Source organism: Serratia sp. K1WW1, from assembly GCF_055790865.1.
In genome coordinates, this window is sequence record NZ_CM147697.1 from 1,108,175 (window position 1) to 1,126,360 (window position 18,186).

The 18,186-nt window shown below is 50.7% G+C and carries 15 protein-coding genes, 1 tRNA gene and 1 pseudogene; 13 read left to right on the top strand and 4 right to left on the bottom strand.

All coding sequences use genetic code 11. From position 1 onward, the window contains the following. Position 1: 1 nt before the first annotated feature. The 4 genes from recJ (at position 2) to ACX9GU_RS04990 (ending at position 4,787) form a co-directional block, all read left to right on the top strand. The gene (gene recJ / locus ACX9GU_RS04975; RefSeq protein ID WP_473194028.1) at positions 2 to 1,735 is read left to right on the top strand and encodes a single-stranded-DNA-specific exonuclease RecJ; all 1,734 of its coding nucleotides are present in this window, start codon (positions 2 to 4) and stop codon (positions 1,733 to 1,735) included. A 195-nt stretch (positions 1,736 to 1,930) separates the two neighbouring features. Continuing rightward, a protein-coding gene (gene prfB, locus ACX9GU_RS04980; RefSeq protein WP_098929871.1) for a peptide chain release factor 2 occupies positions 1,931 to 3,029 on the top strand; the annotation gives its coding sequence in 2 pieces (ribosomal slippage) (positions 1,931 to 2,005 and positions 2,007 to 3,029; 1,098 coding nt in all). Positions 3,030 to 3,038: 9 nt separating this feature from the next. Next, a complete protein-coding gene (lysS, locus tag ACX9GU_RS04985; RefSeq protein WP_021806189.1) occupies positions 3,039 to 4,556 on the top strand; it encodes a lysine--tRNA ligase in 1,518 nt (505 codons plus the stop codon). A gap of 157 nt (positions 4,557 to 4,713) precedes the next feature. Next, positions 4,714 to 4,787, top strand: a tRNA-Gly gene (locus ACX9GU_RS04990). Positions 4,788 to 4,883: 96 nt separating this feature from the next. Here the strand turns inward: ACX9GU_RS04990 and ACX9GU_RS04995 are convergent. Continuing rightward, complete coding sequence (locus ACX9GU_RS04995) at positions 4,884 to 5,897, bottom strand: LacI family DNA-binding transcriptional regulator (protein WP_473194029.1); 1,014 nt, start codon at positions 5,895 to 5,897, stop codon at positions 4,884 to 4,886. Between the two features lie 361 nt (positions 5,898 to 6,258). On the opposite strand from ACX9GU_RS04995, the pseudogene ACX9GU_RS05000 reads away from it, so the two are divergent. Further along, positions 6,259 to 6,339, top strand: a pseudogene (locus ACX9GU_RS05000) (JAB domain-containing protein); the annotation flags it as partial. A 45-nt stretch (positions 6,340 to 6,384) separates the two neighbouring features. Here ACX9GU_RS05000 and ACX9GU_RS05005 read toward each other — a convergent pair. The 3 genes from ACX9GU_RS05005 to ACX9GU_RS05015 form a co-directional block, all read right to left on the bottom strand. After that, entirely contained in the window at positions 6,385 to 8,157 is a 1,773-nt protein-coding gene (locus tag ACX9GU_RS05005) for a sensor domain-containing phosphodiesterase (protein WP_473194030.1), read from the bottom strand. Between the two features lie 349 nt (positions 8,158 to 8,506). Further along, complete coding sequence (locus tag ACX9GU_RS05010) at positions 8,507 to 8,743, bottom strand: hypothetical protein (protein ID WP_473194031.1); 237 nt, start codon at positions 8,741 to 8,743, stop codon at positions 8,507 to 8,509. 159 nt (positions 8,744 to 8,902) lie between these two features. Further along, positions 8,903 to 9,502, bottom strand: coding sequence for a response regulator transcription factor (locus ACX9GU_RS05015; RefSeq protein ID WP_473194032.1), 600 nt, complete (start codon positions 9,500 to 9,502; stop codon positions 8,903 to 8,905). Positions 9,503 to 10,114: 612 nt separating this feature from the next. Between ACX9GU_RS05015 and ACX9GU_RS05020 the strand changes: the two genes are divergently transcribed. The 8 genes from ACX9GU_RS05020 (at position 10,115) to ACX9GU_RS05055 (ending at position 17,912) form a co-directional block, all read left to right on the top strand. Beyond that, positions 10,115 to 10,648 carry a fimbrial protein gene (locus tag ACX9GU_RS05020; protein ID WP_473194033.1) on the top strand — a complete coding sequence of 178 codons (534 nt, stop codon included), beginning with the start codon at positions 10,115 to 10,117 and terminating at the stop codon, positions 10,646 to 10,648. 73 nt (positions 10,649 to 10,721) lie between these two features. Beyond that, positions 10,722 to 11,432, top strand: a complete 711-nt coding sequence (locus ACX9GU_RS05025) for a fimbrial biogenesis chaperone (RefSeq protein ID WP_473194034.1) — start codon at positions 10,722 to 10,724, stop codon at positions 11,430 to 11,432. Next, positions 11,416 to 11,946: a fimbrial protein gene (locus ACX9GU_RS05030; RefSeq protein WP_473194035.1), complete on the top strand. Its 531-nt coding sequence runs from the start codon at positions 11,416 to 11,418 to the stop codon at positions 11,944 to 11,946. Before ACX9GU_RS05025 ends, ACX9GU_RS05030 begins: the two co-directional genes overlap by 17 nt. Positions 11,947 to 11,962: 16 nt before the next feature. Beyond that, positions 11,963 to 12,517 carry a fimbrial protein gene (locus ACX9GU_RS05035; RefSeq protein WP_473194036.1) on the top strand — a complete coding sequence of 185 codons (555 nt, stop codon included), beginning with the start codon at positions 11,963 to 11,965 and terminating at the stop codon, positions 12,515 to 12,517. Between the two features lie 10 nt (positions 12,518 to 12,527). Continuing rightward, the gene (locus ACX9GU_RS05040) at positions 12,528 to 13,280 is read left to right on the top strand and encodes a fimbrial biogenesis chaperone (protein WP_473194037.1); all 753 of its coding nucleotides are present in this window, start codon (positions 12,528 to 12,530) and stop codon (positions 13,278 to 13,280) included. Further along, positions 13,277 to 14,062: a fimbrial biogenesis chaperone gene (locus tag ACX9GU_RS05045; RefSeq protein ID WP_473194038.1), complete on the top strand. Its 786-nt coding sequence runs from the start codon at positions 13,277 to 13,279 to the stop codon at positions 14,060 to 14,062. The genes ACX9GU_RS05040 and ACX9GU_RS05045 overlap by 4 nt, the downstream gene beginning before the upstream one ends. A gap of 54 nt (positions 14,063 to 14,116) precedes the next feature. Beyond that, positions 14,117 to 16,684 (top strand): fimbria/pilus outer membrane usher protein, encoded by a 2,568-nt coding sequence (locus ACX9GU_RS05050; RefSeq protein WP_473194039.1) that lies wholly within the window; start codon positions 14,117 to 14,119, stop codon positions 16,682 to 16,684. A gap of 73 nt (positions 16,685 to 16,757) precedes the next feature. Next, positions 16,758 to 17,912 carry a hypothetical protein gene (locus tag ACX9GU_RS05055; RefSeq protein ID WP_473194040.1) on the top strand — a complete coding sequence of 385 codons (1,155 nt, stop codon included), beginning with the start codon at positions 16,758 to 16,760 and terminating at the stop codon, positions 17,910 to 17,912. The last annotated feature ends 274 nt before the right edge of the window (positions 17,913 to 18,186 follow it).

Sequence of the window (18,186 nt, forward strand, 5' to 3'; positions counted from 1 at the left end):
GGTGAGTATCAAAACCCAATTACGCCGCCGCGAGGCGGCAGATGCCAGCCATTTACCCGCCAGCCTGCCCCCCCTGTTGCGTCGCTTATACGCGTTGCGCGGAGTTAAGGGCGAGCAGGAGCTGGAGCGTAGCGTCAAGGGCATGTTGCCTTGGCAACAGTTGAGCGGTATCGATGCTGCGGTAGCGATATTGCAGCAGGCACTGGCCGACGGCCGCCGCATCATGGTGGTGGGCGACTTTGACGCCGACGGCGCCACCAGTACCGCACTGACGGTGCTGGCCTTGCGTAGCATGGGCTGTAGCGCCATCGAATATCTGGTGCCCAACCGTTTTGAAGATGGCTATGGCCTTAGCCCCGAAGTCGTGGAGCAGGCGGCTGCACGGGGGGCCGAGCTGATCGTCACGGTCGATAACGGTATCTCCTCGCATGCGGGCGTTGACGTTGCGCACGGCTTGGGAATACAGGTGCTGGTCACCGATCACCATCTGCCGGGGGATACGCTGCCTGCGGCAGAGGCGATCGTTAACCCGAACCTGCGTGACTGCGATTTTCCCTCCAAATCTCTGGCTGGTGTAGGCGTTGCCTTCTATCTGATGTTGGCTTTGCGGGCCAAGCTGCGTGACAGCGGTTGGTTCGAACAGCGTGCGCTGGCTATGCCTAATCTGGCCGAACTGCTGGATCTGGTGGCGTTGGGCACGGTGGCGGACGTGGTGCCGCTGGATGCCAACAACCGTATTCTGGTGTATCAGGGGCTGAACCGCATCCGGGCTGGCAAGTGTCGGCCAGGTATTCGCGCTCTGCTGGAAGTGGCCAACCGCGATGCACGGCAATTGGCCGCCAGCGATCTCGGCTTTGCCCTTGGGCCGCGGCTGAACGCGGCGGGGCGGTTGGACGATATGTCGATCGGCGTAGCCATGCTGTTGAGCGACGATATTGCCCAGGCGCGTATGCTGGCCAACGATCTCGACGCGCTCAACCAGACCCGGCGTGAGATAGAGCAGGGGATGCAGGTGGAAGCGCTGGAGCTGTGCGATCAGTTGGAACGCACTACCACCGCATTGCCTTACGGGTTAGCGATGTATCACCCAGAATGGCATCAGGGCGTGGTGGGTATTCTGGCTTCGCGTATCAAAGAGCGTTTCCATCGCCCGGTGATCGCCTTTGCCCCTGCGGGCGACGGCATTTTGAAAGGTTCTGGCCGCTCGGTGGCCGGGTTGCATATGCGTGATGCGCTGGAGCGCCTCGATACCCTGAATCCTGGGCTGATGATGAAGTTCGGCGGCCATGCGATGGCGGCGGGCTTATCGCTGGAAGAGGCCAAGTTTGACGAGTTCCGCCAGCGTTTTGGCGAGCTGGTCGGCGAATGGCTCGATCCAGCCATGCTGGAAGGCGTGATCTGGTCGGACGGCGAGTTGATGATGCAAGAACTGACCCTGACCACCGCGGAGCTTCTGCGTGAGGGGGGGCCTTGGGGGCAGGCGTTTCCTGAGCCAACCTTTGACGGCAAGTTCCGTATTCTGCAACAGCGGCTGGTGGGCGAAAAACACCTGAAGCTGATGATCGAACCGCTCGGTGGAGGTCCATTGTTGGACGGCATTGCCTTCAACATCGACACCACACAGTGGCCGGACAGCAGCATCAAAGAAGTGGAACTGGCATACAAACTGGATGTGAACGAGTTCCGTGGCAACCGTAACGTGCAGTTGCTAATCCAACACCTCTGGCCGTGTTAACCGGCTAGCCCTCACCCTAACCCTCTCCCAAAGGGAGAGGGGACTTGACGTGCCACATGTTGATTCTTGCATCTGAACGTTGATCCCCCACAAAAACTGACCAACTCGCTATAAACTGGCGACTGGATCCGCTAGAATTACCGGTTCCAATGGCATTTCGCCATCGACGACATCAACGTAAGAACGTAAAAAATCATGTTTGAAATTAATCCGGTAAAAAACCGCATTCAGGATGTGTCCGAGCGGACAGCCGTTCTCAGGGGGTATCTTTGACTATGATGCCAAGAAAGAACGCCTAGAAGAAGTTAACGCCGAGCTGGAACAGCCGGACGTTTGGAACGAACCTGAACGCGCACAGGCATTAGGCAAAGAGCGCTCGTCGCTGGAAGCCATTGTCGAAACCATCGATCAGCTGGAACAGGGCTGTGAAGACGTCACTGGCTTGCTGGAACTGGCGGTTGAGGCGGAAGACGAAGATACCTTCAACGAGACCGTGGTTGAACTCGATCAACTGAGCGCCAAGCTGGAACAATTAGAATTCCGCCGTATGTTCTCTGGTGAATACGACAGCGCGGACTGCTACCTGGATATCCAGGCAGGCTCCGGCGGCACCGAAGCGCAGGACTGGGCCAGCATGCTGCTGCGCATGTACCTGCGTTGGGCGGAATCCAAAGGCTTTAAAACGGAAGTGATTGAAGAGTCCGACGGCGACGTCGCGGGCCTGAAATCGGCAACCATCAAGATTATCGGCGACTACGCGTTTGGCTGGTTACGTACTGAAACCGGCGTGCATCGCCTGGTACGCAAGAGCCCATTCGATTCCGGCGGCCGCCGCCATACCTCCTTCAGTTCCGTATTTATCTATCCGGAAGTGGATGACGATATCGATATCGAAATCAACCCGGCCGATCTGCGCATTGACGTTTACCGCGCCTCCGGTGCCGGTGGTCAGCACGTTAACAAAACCGAGTCGGCGGTGCGTATTACCCACTTGCCAACCAACATTGTGGTGCAGTGCCAGAACGATCGCTCTCAGCATAAGAACAAGGATCAGGCATTCAAACAGCTGCGCGCCAAGCTGTATGAATACGAGATGCAAAAGAAAAATGCTGACAAGCAAATGCTGGAAGACAACAAGTCCGATATCGGCTGGGGCAGCCAAATCCGTTCTTACGTGCTGGATGACTCCCGCATCAAGGATTTGCGCACCAACGTCGAAACACGTAATACGCAGGCCGTACTGGATGGCGACCTGGATAAATTCATTGAGGCAAGTTTGAAAGCCGGGTTATGAGGAACAGAAATGTCTGAGCAACAAGCACAAGGCGCCGAACAGGCGTTGGATCTCAACAACGAGCTGCAGTCACGCCGTGAAAAACTGGCCGCGCTGCGCGAGAACGGCATTGCGTTCCCGAACGACTTCCGTCGTGATACCACCTCCGACAAGCTGCATGCCGAATACGGCAGCAAAGAAAACGAAGAGCTGGAATCACTGGGTATCGAAGTGACCGTGGCTGGCCGTATGATGACCCGCCGTATCATGGGTAAAGCCTCCTTCGTGACGCTGCAGGACGTGGGTGGCCGTATTCAGCTCTACGTTGCACGCGACGATCTGCCTGAAGGCGTTTACAACGAGCAGTTCAAGAAATGGGACCTGGGCGATATCCTCGGCGCACGCGGTAAGCTGTTCAAGACTAAAACTGGCGAACTGTCTATCCACTGTACCGAGCTGCGTCTGCTGACCAAAGCACTGCGTCCGTTGCCAGACAAGTTCCACGGCCTGGCCGATCAGGAAACCCGTTATCGCCAGCGTTATCTGGATCTGATCGCCAACGAAGAATCCCGCAACACCTTCAAGATCCGTTCGCAGGTGATGGCGGCGATCCGTAACTTCATGGTGGGCCGAGGCTTTATGGAAGTCGAAACCCCGATGATGCAGGTGATCCCTGGCGGCGCGTCTGCTCGTCCGTTCGTCACGCACCACAACGCGTTGGACATCGACATGTACCTGCGTATCGCGCCAGAGCTGTATCTGAAGCGCCTGGTGGTAGGTGGCTTCGAGCGTGTGTTCGAGATCAACCGTAACTTCCGTAACGAAGGCGTTTCCCCGCGTCATAACCCAGAGTTCACCATGATGGAACTCTATATGGCGTATGCGGATTACAAAGACCTGATTGAGCTGACCGAGTCGCTGTTCCGTACGCTGGCGCAGGACGTGTTGGGTGACGTCAAGGTGCCTTATGGTGATGAGGTATTCGACTTCGGCAAGCCGTTTGAAAAGCTGACCATGCGCGAAGCGATCAAGAAATACCGCCCGGAAACCAACCTCGACGATCTGAACGAGATGGCTAGCGCAGTAGCGATTGCCGAATCAATCGGCATCAAGGTAGAGAAGAGCTGGGGTCTGGGTCGCGTGGTTACCGAGATCTTCGAAGAAACCGCAGAAAGCCATCTGATCCAGCCAACCTTCATCACCGAGTATCCGGCAGAGGTTTCTCCGTTGGCACGTCGTAACGACGAGAACCCGGAAATCACCGACCGTTTCGAATTCTTTATCGGCGGGCGTGAAATCGGTAACGGCTTCTCAGAGCTGAACGACGCAGAAGATCAGGCGCAGCGTTTTGCCGATCAGGTTAGTGCGAAAGATGCTGGTGACGACGAAGCGATGTTCTACGACGAAGACTACGTCACCGCGCTGGAACACGGCCTGCCGCCAACTGCAGGCCTGGGCATCGGTATCGACCGTATGGTGATGCTGTTGACCAACAGCCACACCATCCGCGACGTGATCCTGTTCCCGGCCATGCGCCCGAGCAAGTAACGTTTGCTGAGTGATTAAACCGGTGCAGGCGACTGTGCCGGTTTTTTTTCGTCTAAAGAGAGCCGGTTGTTGCTAACCGCTTAAAACATCGGCAGTTATGCACTTTCTTCTCTTGCCCGGCGCGCATAACCGGTTATAATGCCAGTCGCACACCTAAGCGGGTGTAGTTCAATGGTAGAACGGCAGCTTCCCAAGCTGCATACGAGGGTTCGATTCCCTTCACCCGCTCCATTTTCAATTCCTCCAAGCCCTATAGGCGTCAACTACTCGCTGGTTTATCAACAATTTTATTATTTTATATGCCAACTCAATTCTTATGCGCTCCTACTATTTCATCTCAATCAGATGGGTAGATGCACGCTCAATGAGAGGGCTAAAAAGCATATGAGTTTCAAGGTCATCCCGCTGTTGAATAATATGTAACGCCGCTTCACGACCAATCTCTAAATGGGGTAATTGAACCGTACTTAAGGAGGGCAAGAACAGTTCACCAATGCCAACCATATTATCATAACCCAATACCGCCACGTCGTTTGGGATACGTATCCCTACGCCTAACAAATATTGATAAGCTACAAAGGCAACACGGTCATTGCCGCAGACTAAGACATCAAAATCAGGGCGTCCTTGATGAATATGAGCGGCAATAATTTTTGCTGTATCCAAATAATACTCATCGCCAAAGTCTAAATGTTGCTGGTTAGTGTCAGTCAGAGATAGTCCAGCCTCTTGCCACGCCTGCTCAAAGCCGCTTCTGCGTTTTACGCCAGCAAGGGTGCATTCCGGTAAATAGATACACAGAGGATGGCGATAGTTTCGAACGATCAAATTTTTGGTTGCCTGATACTGTCCCTGAAAATCGTCTGGGATGTAACTCGCGATTTGCTCATCGCTGGTTACACAGTTAGCCAGCACCAAAGATTTACCGCGCAAGCGTTCGGGAATACGGACATTGCGTAATCCCATAGTGGTGAACACAACTCCAGAAGGGCGCAGTGAAAGTAGTTTTTCTACTGCTTGTTCCGCATCATTATCATCAAATAGATTGACGACAAAAGTGCTCCAGCCATGCTCCTGCGCCGTTTTCTCCAACGACAGCAATAGTTCAACTGAGAAGGGTGTGGTCGCTGTGTCTAACGCCAAAACGCCAATTGAGGGGAGAACACTCCGGTTGCCGCGGATCTTTCGCGCAGAAAAATCAGGAACATAGTTTAATGTATCAATAGCCTGTTTTACGCGAGCATAAGTGTCTGCGCGAAGTCGCTCAGGATTATTGATCGCGCGTGATACGGTCATCAAAGAAACCGAGGCCAGTTTCGCAACATCTTTTAACGAAGCCATGAGCCCTCACCAGCAGTCAGAGGCACAAGATAGAATCGCCTATGATACGGGCGAACAACCGGATAACCAAACGATAAAACTACTGGTAATGACTCTAATTAGTTGAGTTTGGTAACTAATGCAACGTTTTGAGGTTTACCTATGGCTTGCGTTCATGCTCACTGTTGTAGTGATGTGATGTATGCGTTTATTCAACGCAATGATGGCAACCAGTAAAGTATTTTTATAAATAAAAAATCACTTTTTTGCTTAGAAGAACAACGAAGCAATCAGGCTTACAACCTTTTTTTGCTGTATTAACGGCCCGAAGCAGAGCGGGAAGACAACTGACCGAACCGCCGTCGGGACGTTCAATGGCATCATCGTTTATCCTCGCGAAGCCGTGACCCGAGCGCTACACTATCAGGCCGCTGCGGTGATACTGGCCCATAATCATCCGTCGTGAGGAGATGAAATGCCTACTGCCGTAGGGTGAGTCCAGTCAGTTTCAAGCCCACTCAAGGGGACCCTCGTTTCTGTTGCGGTACCATTCTTCAAAAGCCTGGGATTCAAGAGGTTTTGAGTAAATAAACCCTTGGACTTCGTCACAGCCTTGGGAAAGTAATATCGCCACCGTTTTTTCATCTTCCACGCCTTCAGCCAACACAACATAATTAAGCTGCTTGAGCAGGCTGATAATATTTTGCACAACGATGCGGCTGCCTTTGTCGGTGGCAATTTTACCGACAATGGAGCGATCAATCTTAACAATATCCATCGGGATCTGTCGAAGGTAGTTGATGTTACTGTAACCCGAACCGAAATCATCCAGAGATATCTTAAATCCACATTTTTTCAACATGTTAAGACCATTGAGTGCCGCCGGACTTTCCAGCATTCTTTCTGTTTCTAAACACTCTATCTCTAACATGGCTGGCGTTAGCCCGGCATTCCACATTTTCTGTTTAAGTCGATCCGCAAAACCAGGTCGGGAAAAATCGCTGGCAGCCAGATTGATAGATACGGGTAAATAAAGGCTTTTATCCTTCCAGAGCACCAACTGATCAATTGCGTGGTCGATAACCCATTCAGTCAGATCATGCATCAGGTTGGTTCTTTCTACCAAAGGAATGAAGAAGCCTGGCTGCACCTCGCCCCTTTCTGGGTGTGACCACCGTAGCAGCGCTTCGGCACCCGTAGCCAGCCCCGTCCGCAGTGAAACTTTGGGTTGATATACCAGGTACAATCCCTGATCATTCTTCAGCGCTGTTCTCAGGTCGGTGAGGAGTGTGAAATCATTTTTCTTCTTGTCATCTAAAGCCTCATCATAGGTCATATACCTATGCCCTTGGCTTATAGCTTCGTGCAGTGCGCTGACTGCGCGGCGTAGAATTTCAATGGGCGTCAGCTCCTTGCTGCAAAGACCTGAGTCGCCTAGGTGAATATCCAGATCAAGGAGAACATCGGGGCTCATCCTGGCTTGTATTCCCTGCAGCTTTGCAGTAAGACCATCTAATATCGAGGTCTGATGAGCTGAGACCAAGAAGGCAAATCGCCCGACAGCAACAGAATACAGTTGGCACGCAAGTTGCGGTATGGACTGAAGTTGCACCACCATGTCCTCAAGTAAACTTTCAACGACAGTCATCCCGAGTGTCCGGGCTATCTCATAGGCAAATGGCATATCGATACAGTCAATGATGACGAGCTTAAATTTACTCTCCTGCAGGCCCGCGATGTCTTTGAGCAGGCGCTGCCGGTTTGGGAGTAACGTGACAATATCGATATAGCCAATCGTATGCCAGGATTCTAAAAAAACTGACACCAGCCCAGCTAATTTTTCAAAAATATCGACCTGCCCAGCCGATAACGTACGCGGATTGGTATCCAAGATGCACAGGGTGCCTATGGCCGCCCCGTCCCGGGTGTTCAGAGGACATCCGGCATAGAATCGGATAAACGGCGCATGATTAACTGCCTGATACGACTTAAAAACCGGGTGCTGCAAGGTGTCACGACAAATCATGGTGTTTCCCTGATCGATCGTGTTTACACAAAACGCCTCACTGAGGCTGGTTTCCGTGATATCAATGTTTTGAGCAGACTTGATGTACTGTTTTTCATCATCCAGAATGGAGATGAAACACATCGGTACCTTCAATAACTGACAGGCAAGGTGGGTGTATTGGTTGAGTGCCTCGTCCCGACTCTCATCATGATTTTTTAACAGTTCGATCGCTGGACGCCTTTTTCTTTCATCAGTGTTAAGATCTGTCAACATGATCAACCTACCTCCGGTACCGTCAATTTAGCGGTATTAAAAATTACCATACACGGCTAAGAGTTCGTGTGTCGTATTTCATTGTTCCCCTAAAATTAAAACACCCCCTGCCTTAGATGTAGCGCGGCGCCCCATTCTACCAGGCAAGGGCCTCCGCTATCTGGCATTGCCGATGTCTGCACCTGTTATCTCCCCTATTTCAACAGTATCAGAAATGTCTACTATAGCCGTATGAGCCAGCAGGGTTTTGTTTGGAATAAGGAAATATTATAAGTCAAGACTAAATTTTGAGCTTTTCGGTCTTCAAAATACCACTCTATAGTGGTGTATTCATCGATGAAGATCGGTCTTAAACTATCAATATTATATTTATTTCTTTTAAATCAATAGGATAACTTTCATCAGCGGCAGTGCCGGGTATACATTTTCTACTGATTTGCACTGCCGCTCTTTTAGGCTGCCAACAGATAAAAATTTCTGCTGGTGATAAACGCTCATCGACGACCCACTGTGCGTTTATGTTGGAGGAACACTTCATCAGGCAGATAGCCGAATGATCAAAGGCAATACTGCGTTCTGCCATCATCTCTTTCAGGTTGCTCGATAACATCGACGAGATAAAAAGCCAGCAACTGAAGGTGTTTTCGCTCAAAAATAGTTAAAATAACATAAAAAACAATGTGTTATATTTTATTGGGCGACAAGGCACTATCACCTAATGCTTGTTCAAAGTCTCTCGATTGGATCATAAACTGCATATCCAACTGTAGAGTTCAATATTTTTCTTAAAGCCTAATTTTTTCATTACCGCACGCTTGTAATGGCTTACAGTCTTCGGGTTTAACTTTAGCGAGTAAGCTATTTGCGTTAGCGAAGCACCATGTCGCATATGTTTCATTGTTTTTATTTCCTGAGGTGTCAAGCTTTGTACAATTGCATCTGCATGTCCTGCGGTTGTCAGGTACAAGTTCGCCTTCTGTTTTTTCCTACCAATCTCAGGGATTATAGAGGCCATTAAACGACCTATGTCTCGACTCGTCGCACACTTACTGAGTTGCCCAACCTGGTTGTATTGAATAAAATCGTGACATTTTTTTTGTTTGCCAGATTTTTCATTCATTACTATCAATTTACTTCCAATTGGTGTTTTTTTATACAAAGCCCCCATGATGTCTGTGGTGATGTTATCTGACGCAATCAACAAGCAGTCAATGGACCTCACATCTCGGATTTCTTGTCTTAGCACAATCCCAGGATGAATATCGCTGATTAATTTAGTTAATCCATCAGAGAAATATCGATCATCATCAATCACTAATAAATGGTAATTTCTCTCGGTTGACATATCTTTCCTTACATCCATGTTGTTAAAAATGAACTAAAAAACGGCGGAGGTGAGCGTAAAAACTAAACTTAACAGAAAATAATCATTGAAAAATTGGCGTAGCAGAACCTATAACAACCATTTTATATTCAACTTTGGCATACACTACTTTATTTCTAATAAATATGAATTTTTTATTAAATTTTTTTTACAAATCACTTAATTTTTTTGTTAACGCTAACATAATTCTTCTTGTTACTAAAAACAATAGCATTTAGAGCATTTAATCAATCCATAATTGATAGGTTTTAACTATCAAGTTTGTTTTTACGATCGTTTTTAGCGATCTTGTTGTGGACAGGATAATTCTCATGGTTTATTCTTCTTGCGAAGTGAAGGAGCCGTGAAGCATGTTTTCTATCTTTCGCTTTTTATTTACATGGATTTATCTTGAGTTTTATAGTCTGCATGATACGCAGGGAAAGGGATGTCATAGTTTTATGATTTGCTTAACCAGGAAGTGAGAGGCAATGACAATGCTGACAGTCTCTTCAATCTCGCTTCCATTAACCCTGTAGTAATTGTGGCTATATCCGCAGGATAAATCATAAGCTCACTAAAAGGGATTCTTTAATGAAAAACACCACAATGAAGTTACTGCCAATTGCCATGATTTTGATGGGCGCCTCTGCACTGTCTCACGCGGCGACCAATGCCGAATTGACGGTGACGGGCACTGTTGCTGCCGGGACTTGTGACCTGACTGCCTCCAAAACCAGCGTTGACCTGGGTTCCTTTATTCCCGCTGATTTTACCGAAGTTGGCAAACCAGTGGCAGCTTCTCAAAAGGATATTTCATTGTTGCTGAGCAACTGTAAAGGCACCACTGTCGGAAAAGATACCTTGGGTGCCATTACGGTGAGAGGCACGGCGCTGGCGCGTAATGCAAACATCTATAATGAAGACCCAACTAAAACGGTAGGCGTCATGCTGACGGCTACTAATTTTAAAGATGGTAGCCTCAGCGTCTCCCCTCTTCAGGATGGCGACACCTACAGTTTTGAAGGATATACTTCTGACATTACACTGGGTCTGGCAAGCGCGGTAGCAAAACCATCAATTGGCTATGTTAAAGCACCATTAGTACTGTCTTTCGCATATAACTGATACCTGAAACATTAATTAAGCCAGGGCAGTATTTATATTGCCCGGCTTTATTTCACCCTTGTGGGAGGATGAAGTGAATAAAGGTATCTACTGTAGTCTATTATTAGCGGTTGTTTGTTTAACTCCGATGTCGGTATTGGCCGAGGGGTTTGGCATTAACTCTACACGTGTGGTTTTCAATCAGGCCGAAAGTCATGCCTCGGTGACTTTTCGCAATACTACCACAAAAACGCCCTACCTGGTTCAGGTCATGCTGACACAAGATGCAGAGGGTGTTCGTGAGAACACCCCTTTCAGCCTGCTGCCTCCTATATTTCGTCTGGAGCCAGACAGTCGTCAGCAGGTTCGTATTAATGGCAAGCCAGCGTCACTGCCCTCAGATAGAGAGTCTGTTTTTTATTTGAATGCACGGGCCATTCCCTCAACCACAGACACGGTGAATGCTCGCTCGAATGCACAGATAAGGGTTGGCGTGGCTAACGTCATCAAGCTTTTCTATCGCCCGTCCAATTTGCCGATGACACCGGGCGATGCTTTGCAAGCCCTGTCATTTACTGCCGTGGGTGACGGAATAAAAGCAATTAATCAATCACCCTATTATATCAGTCTGGCCAGTCTGTCCTTTAATCACCAGCCAGTGATCCTGAAAATTGGTAGCGGTAACGCAATGATTGCGCCGTTTGGTGATTATGTCTATCCGACCTCTGTACGTCAGGGAAAAGTGACATGGGGAGCAATTAATGATTATGGCGCAACAGAGACATTTCATGCGGTCATTCACTAGCTCCCACCTGCGGGGAATAGCCGTTCTCTTGTCAGCATTGGCAATACCAGCCTGGGGTGCCAAGGTCGAGTTTCAGGCTGATATTACCCGTGGGACCTGTACGGTCTCGGTGCCTGAAACACTCAACTTTGGGTTGACACTGGTCTCGGATTTTCAAGGTCCAAAATCGACCGCCGATGTTCGTGATTTGGCCGTGGGATTGCAGTGCAAAGATTTTGGCTCAACGGTGCTGGGACAACCGTCGATTAAAGTGACCGGAACCATGGAGGGCGATATGTTCCGCGACGCCAGTTCTACTGCAAAAGGGGTCGGGTTCATGCTGAAAAGCACGTCAATTTTAGACAAGACGGCGTTTTATAGCCACGCCGGTACCGTACGCAATGGTGATTTGATCCCCATTCTGGATGTCAATGCGCAGGAGCAAATCCTGTCCCTGGGGTTTGTCAGGGGGGCAGGGAATATTTCCAACGGAGAGGCCAAGGCAACCCTGAAGTTCGAGTTTGCCTACCCCTGAAAAGGATGGAAAGAAAATGAGAGCTGATAGCAACGCAGTAAAACATCGGATTGGCGCGACCTCGTTTCTGACCGCAGTCCTGTTCTTGAATGCGACCTCCGCACAGGCCGTCGTAGTGAACTTTTCCGTCACGGTCGCAGAGTATTCCTGTCAGACCAGTGTCAGCCAGTCGAAAATTGATTTTGGTACCCTGACCGAGTCCGGCATTCAAGAGCAAACGTCCAAGACCATTCCCTTTACGGTGACAGTGTCTGACTGTGAGGGAAAAACCAATCCCCAACGAGCACCGGGGATCAAAGTCCGGGGGGAAGGCATTGATACGGGTAACGAACGCCTTTTCAGAACGAGCGGAACCTCGAAAGAGTACGGCGTACGGTTGACACATACCGCGTTGGCTGGGGGGGATGAACCCGTCATGAACGACACCATGCTTCCGGTAGGTAATAAGGGCAGTGAGCCAACGATGACCGCGATGAATTTCAAGGCCATGGTGAGCTGTGGTACCCAATGTGCCAGCGCCGAACCTGGCAGCCTGTCCGCTGCAGTGACCTTTGATTTTGTTTATGAATAAGGGGCAATAGATGTCTTTCTTTACGCCGATGAGACTCAACAAGCGATGGATGCTGCCATTGTTACTGGTCGCTTTTTTTTGGGGACCGGCGATTGCAGATGAAGGTGGAATTGCGCTCAGCGCCACGCGGATTGTCTTCACCGATACCGACCGTGCAAAGACAATCACGATAAGTAACCATGGGCGGTCGGTTTATCTGGTGCAGGCTGGCGTGGTGATGTCGCAAGAAAATGCAAAATCGGCACCGTTTGTCGTTACTCCGCCCTTATTTCGTCTCGAATCCCTCAGTCAGAATACCTTGCGCATCCTTCCTGATGGAACGGAGGTTTTGCCACGGGACAGGGAGTCAGTTTTCTACTTTGCGGCTACTGCCATCCCCGCGTCGTCAAGACCCAGTGAGCAGACTCAGCCACTGGCTGCGAGCGTATCCATTGGGTTGAGAACGCTTATTAAATTATTTTATCGCCCTTCAGGCCTGAATATCACCCCGGATGAAGCCGCGAAAAATGTGACTTTCTCCTGGCGGGGAGGGCGTTTGAACGTGGTTAATCCCACCCCTTACTATCTGACCCTGAGTACTCTTTCGCTGGATGGAAAATCCGTTGATTTACGGACGTTGGGGGCCATGCTGGCGCCAAAAAGTGAGTGGCACTATCCGCTGTCCGGTCCGGTTCATCAAGCTCAATGGGCGGTGATCAATGATTATGGTGGAATGGGGCCCGTTCACCTGGCACAGGTCAATGTTGGTGGGGGCCCTGCATGAATCCACGCCGGTCTTGCCGAAAGTCACTGCTCCTACTGCTTGCCATCGTAGGTTATGCCTGTCATGCCGCAGATAATCCGCCACAGGGACTGACGTTTAAAAATACACGTCTGGTCTATCCCGTCTCGGCCAAGGGCGGAGTGACATTGTCTGTTGAGAATAACACGCGCGCTCCCTATCTGGTTCAATCCTGGGTACAAGCCGCAGATCCGTTGACAGGACTGCCCTTCATGGCAGAGGAACCTGCGCCAACGGCTCCTTTTATTATTTTGCCTCCCTTGAAACGGTTAGAGCCCGGTGAGGCAACCACGCTTCGCGTTCGCCTTACCGGCAGTGAATTGCCAACAGACCGCGAGTCCGTTTTTTTTATGTCGGTAAAGGCCATTCCACGCCAGAACGAAGATCAGTCAGGCGCTGACATGTCACGGCAACAGGGACAGTTGGTTGTCTCCACGGTCAATAATCTGAAGTTGTTCTATCGCCCTGCGGATCTGCCTGCCGGGGGGGTGGCGGAAACGGCCTCTCAGCTGCGTTTTTACCATCGTGGCGAGAAGTTGATAGTAAAAAACCCTACTCCGTTCTACCTCACCTTTTCCCGACTGGCGATTGGTGGCGTGCAGATAGAGCGCAATGCCTTGTATCGCATGGTTCCGCCCAAGGGCGAGCAGGATTATCCCTGGCCGGAGACGGCGGTTGGAGAGGTGACCTGGCAGTTGATTGATGAGTACGCGGATGAAACCGCTCTGCAGCATCAGTCAGTCACTACCGACAACCGGGGCTGATGCGTGCCTGTGATGTCTTCGGCTATGGACTTATTGCTTTAAAGGGACTTTAAAATGAAAAAAATGAAGAAGTTGCTGAAGCGGCTGTCTTGCTCGGGCACGTTGCTGTCCGTGGTGGTCTACAGCCTTCCTGCTTCAGGACGCGATTATTTTGATCCCAGCCTGCTCTCACTGGGTGACGGTAAAAGCCCGGTTGACCTGTCACAATTCTCAGAGGCGGGGGATATGGCTGCGGGGACCTACTCCGTGAATGTCTATATCAACCAACGAGACATGGGGATCCAGGATATTGTTTTCCGTAAAGACCCGGCAGGGGGAAGTATCCCCGATTTAACGCCGGCAAAATTGGCGTCGTTTGGGGTCAATGTCAAGGCCATTCCGGCCTTTTCGACGCTCCCCCAGGACAAACCTGTCAAGAGCCTTGCGGCGCTGATCCCCCAGGCAACCACCCGTTTCAATCTGACTCAGTTGAGACTGGATATCAGCATCCCACAGATTGCGATGACCCCGAATATAGAGGGAACAGTATCTTCCGATCTGTGGGATGAGGGAGTGCCGGCATTGCTGGTCAACTATAACCTCAGCGCCGGGCGCAGCGAGACGGAGTGGGCAGGAGACCGTGCCCGTTTTGATTCGTTCTTTGCGACGGCCCGTTCCGGGATTAACGCCGGAGCCTGGCGATTGCGCAGTACTGCAACCTATTCCCGCACCGAGAGCTCGGGTTTCAATACCAGCACCTTCAGTAAAACACGGCTCTCCAATTCGTATGTCGAGCGTGACCTGCAGGCATTGAGAAGCAGCTTGCTTGTGGGCGAGAGCAGCACGGGCGGGGATGTCTTTGACGGCGTGCCTTTACGTGGCGTCATGCTGCGTTCAAATGAACAGATGCTGCCCAGCAGCCTGCGGGGTTTTGCTCCGGTGGTGAACGGGGTGGCGAACAGTAATGCCCGGGTGAGCATCAGCCAGAACGGGTTCATTGTGTACCAGACTTATGTCGCGCCAGGCCCTTTCCGCATTGCCGACATTTATCCATCCGGAATGGCCGGAGATTTGCAGGTGACCATCACCGAAGCGGATGGCAGTACACGCACGTCGGTCATACCCTACTCGGCGTTGCCGGTCATGCTCAGGGCAGGTGGCTGGAAATACGAACTGGCGGCCGGTCGCTATGATGGCGGGTTGACCGATGGCTCCCGCGAAGAGAACTTTTTGCTCGGAACACTGATTTATGGCCTGCCCAAAGATATCACGCTGTATGGTGGTGCGCTGGTCTCGGCCGATTATGTTTCGGCCGCTTTCGGTGCGGGTCTGTCCCTGCGGGAATGGGGGGCATTCTCTGCCGACGTGACTGCCGCCTCGGCCCGTCTGACGGAAACGACGCGCATGATGGGGGAATCCTATCGATTACGGTACTCCAAGAGCCTGCTGTCTACGGGAACCTCGGTTGATCTGACCGCACTGCGGTATTCCACACGCGACTATTACAGTTTTGGAGATTTCAACAGCCTGAATTACCGTCTGAAAGATGATCAGGTGCCCTGGAGCCTGGATCGCCGGCGCAGCAGTTTCCAGACCCAGATCAGCCAGCAGATGGGGGATAAAGGCTCGCTTAACTTCAGGGCAACCCGGGAGGATTTCTGGGGACGAAACAGTACGATGACAACGCTTTCCCTGGGTTATAGCGGTTCGGCCTGGGGCGTAAGCTATGGCGTGAACTACAGCATTGACCGGGTTAAAGGCGAAGGCGACTGGCCTGAAAACCGCCAGCTCTCACTGAATGTGAACGTACCGTTCAGTCTGTTCAGCCCGGCAGCCTGGTCACAGAATACCTATGCGACCACGCAACTCTCCCGGGATAATCATGGACGGATGCAGAGCCAGCTTGGCTTGAGTGGCAGCGGGCTAGACGGGGCATTGGGTTATAGCGTCCAGCAAAGCAGCGGAAACCAGGGGCAGAGCAACAACAGCAGTGTAAACCTGGGTTACACCGGCAGCAAAGGGTATGCCAATGCGGGTTACAGCTACGGGGCACACTCCCGCACCATGAACATGAGTGCTTCAGGCGGCTTGGTCGGCCATGCGGGCGGCATTACCCTGGCACCGTCACTGGGCAGTTCGGTGGCCATCATCAGTGCGGCGGGAGTCAGTGGTATACGGACGATGAATGGTAGTGGGCTTACTGACGGAAATGGCTATGCGGTAGCCCCTTATCTGTCCGATTACAGTAAAAACAGTGTTGGCCTGGATCCGAGCTCACTGCCGGAGGACACCGAACTGGAGCAGTCGAACGTGAACGTCTACCCGACCAAGGGGGCGGTGGTGATGGCAACATTCACCCCCCGTATTGGTTATCAAGTCCTGATGACGTTGGAAAGGGCAGGCTCGGTGGTCCCCTTTGGCGCTACGGTTTCAATAAAACATGACACCCAGCCTGGCGGTCGGAATGCCAGTATCGTGGGTGATGCCGGGCAGGTGTATCTCAGCGGGATGCCAGAGAAAGGGACCTTGCTGGTCAAATGGGGGCGCGCTGCGGATAGCCAGTGTCAGGTGGCCTTTGATTTGACCAGTAACAAAAAGGCTGTCGGTACCCCGGTCAGAAAAGCGCAGGGTGACTGCCGCTGACAGCCGGTGCAAGACAGAGACAGGGCAAGCTCAACAAGCGCGGATGCAACCTTATTATTATCAGGGCAGAATAATGAAAAAGATAAAACTAATCCTTCAGTCAACGGTGATGGTATTAAGCGGGGTGACCAGCATGGCTGGCGCCGAAGATGTTATCATCGGCGGTGAGGCCGGTATAGTGTGGGAGGGATTGCCCTGGTCGGCATCGGGTTCTCGAGAGGTTAAATATTCCACATCCGAATCCGATGGATCACGTTACATAGGACAAACGGATGCATTGGTAGCTATATCAAGAAATGCTTATGGGAGTGGATACGGTGATTGTGAATCGACCGCAATGACTAATAACTTTATTACTATAAATGGTGTTATGGGGCTCCGTCTTTCTGATCATATGATACTTGTTCCTGTCGGTGGTGGTGCAACGACATATAAAGATTATTACGGTAAAACGCAGATTGCTAACTGGCGGACGGACACCAATGGCTTTTATTGGAATATGCCACATGATAATAACAAAGAATATGCATCCCCTAAGGGACGTTTAGTGTGGTGTGCAACTGCATATGCCAAAGATTCTTCTTTCGTGAATAATACTATAGAGAAAGTTTTTGATCTGTCTTCCCGCATAAGTTATAGCTCCCAAGGGCATTGGGTGATTTATGCAGATGGCAAACAAACGAATACAAGCTCTAGGGTTCCTGCAATGTATATACTTACAATGGGACGAGGGAGCTTTAACCAGATACTCCCGGATAATTTTAATGTGCGGGTAACTACGTTAAAATGCACGGTCAATACGCCTCAGACCATCGATTTTGGTACTGTAGCAAACAGTTCAAAAACCCCCCGCACTGTTGCTGGTGAGGTATCGGTGGCTTGTGCACAAGGTTCTATGCCTGAAGCCTTGGAAGTGAGTTTACTGGCACGGCCGGTTGGCGGTAGTGTCTCGCCAACGGATACCACAATTGGCGTTCAGATTGGAGGCGAAACGGTGGGTACTGTTCGTGGCTTTATCGGCGAGCGTGCCAATGAAGAAGCGGGGTGCATTGACAGGCCCTCCTCACTGAGTCTGAACTATCTCAACCAATATAAACTAGGCGGAATAACGAAAAGCGAAAGTGTGAAAAACTTCACGCAGCCCTTGGTCTGGACGTTTTGCCCGGTGCCTAACAGCAAAACAGGCAGAGCGACAGCAGCAATTGAGTTGAATGCGACGTTTAAGTGATTTACATCCTCTCCCAAGAGAACCGGAACTTGATGAAAGGTCCGGTTTTTTACACCATTAATAATACCACTCAAAAGTTGTCACGTTACTGGATAACAAATTAGCGCCAACCCGTCCGCTTAGTCATAGGCTATGGCTATTATCCCCTTCCTGATGTTGATATCATAATCTGACCATTAGAAGCCACATAATCCCACGTTAAAAACACTTTCTCTGCTATGGTTTTTCTCGAGGAATAATTAGTGTTATTGGGTTTGTTCCGCAGTGCACCTAT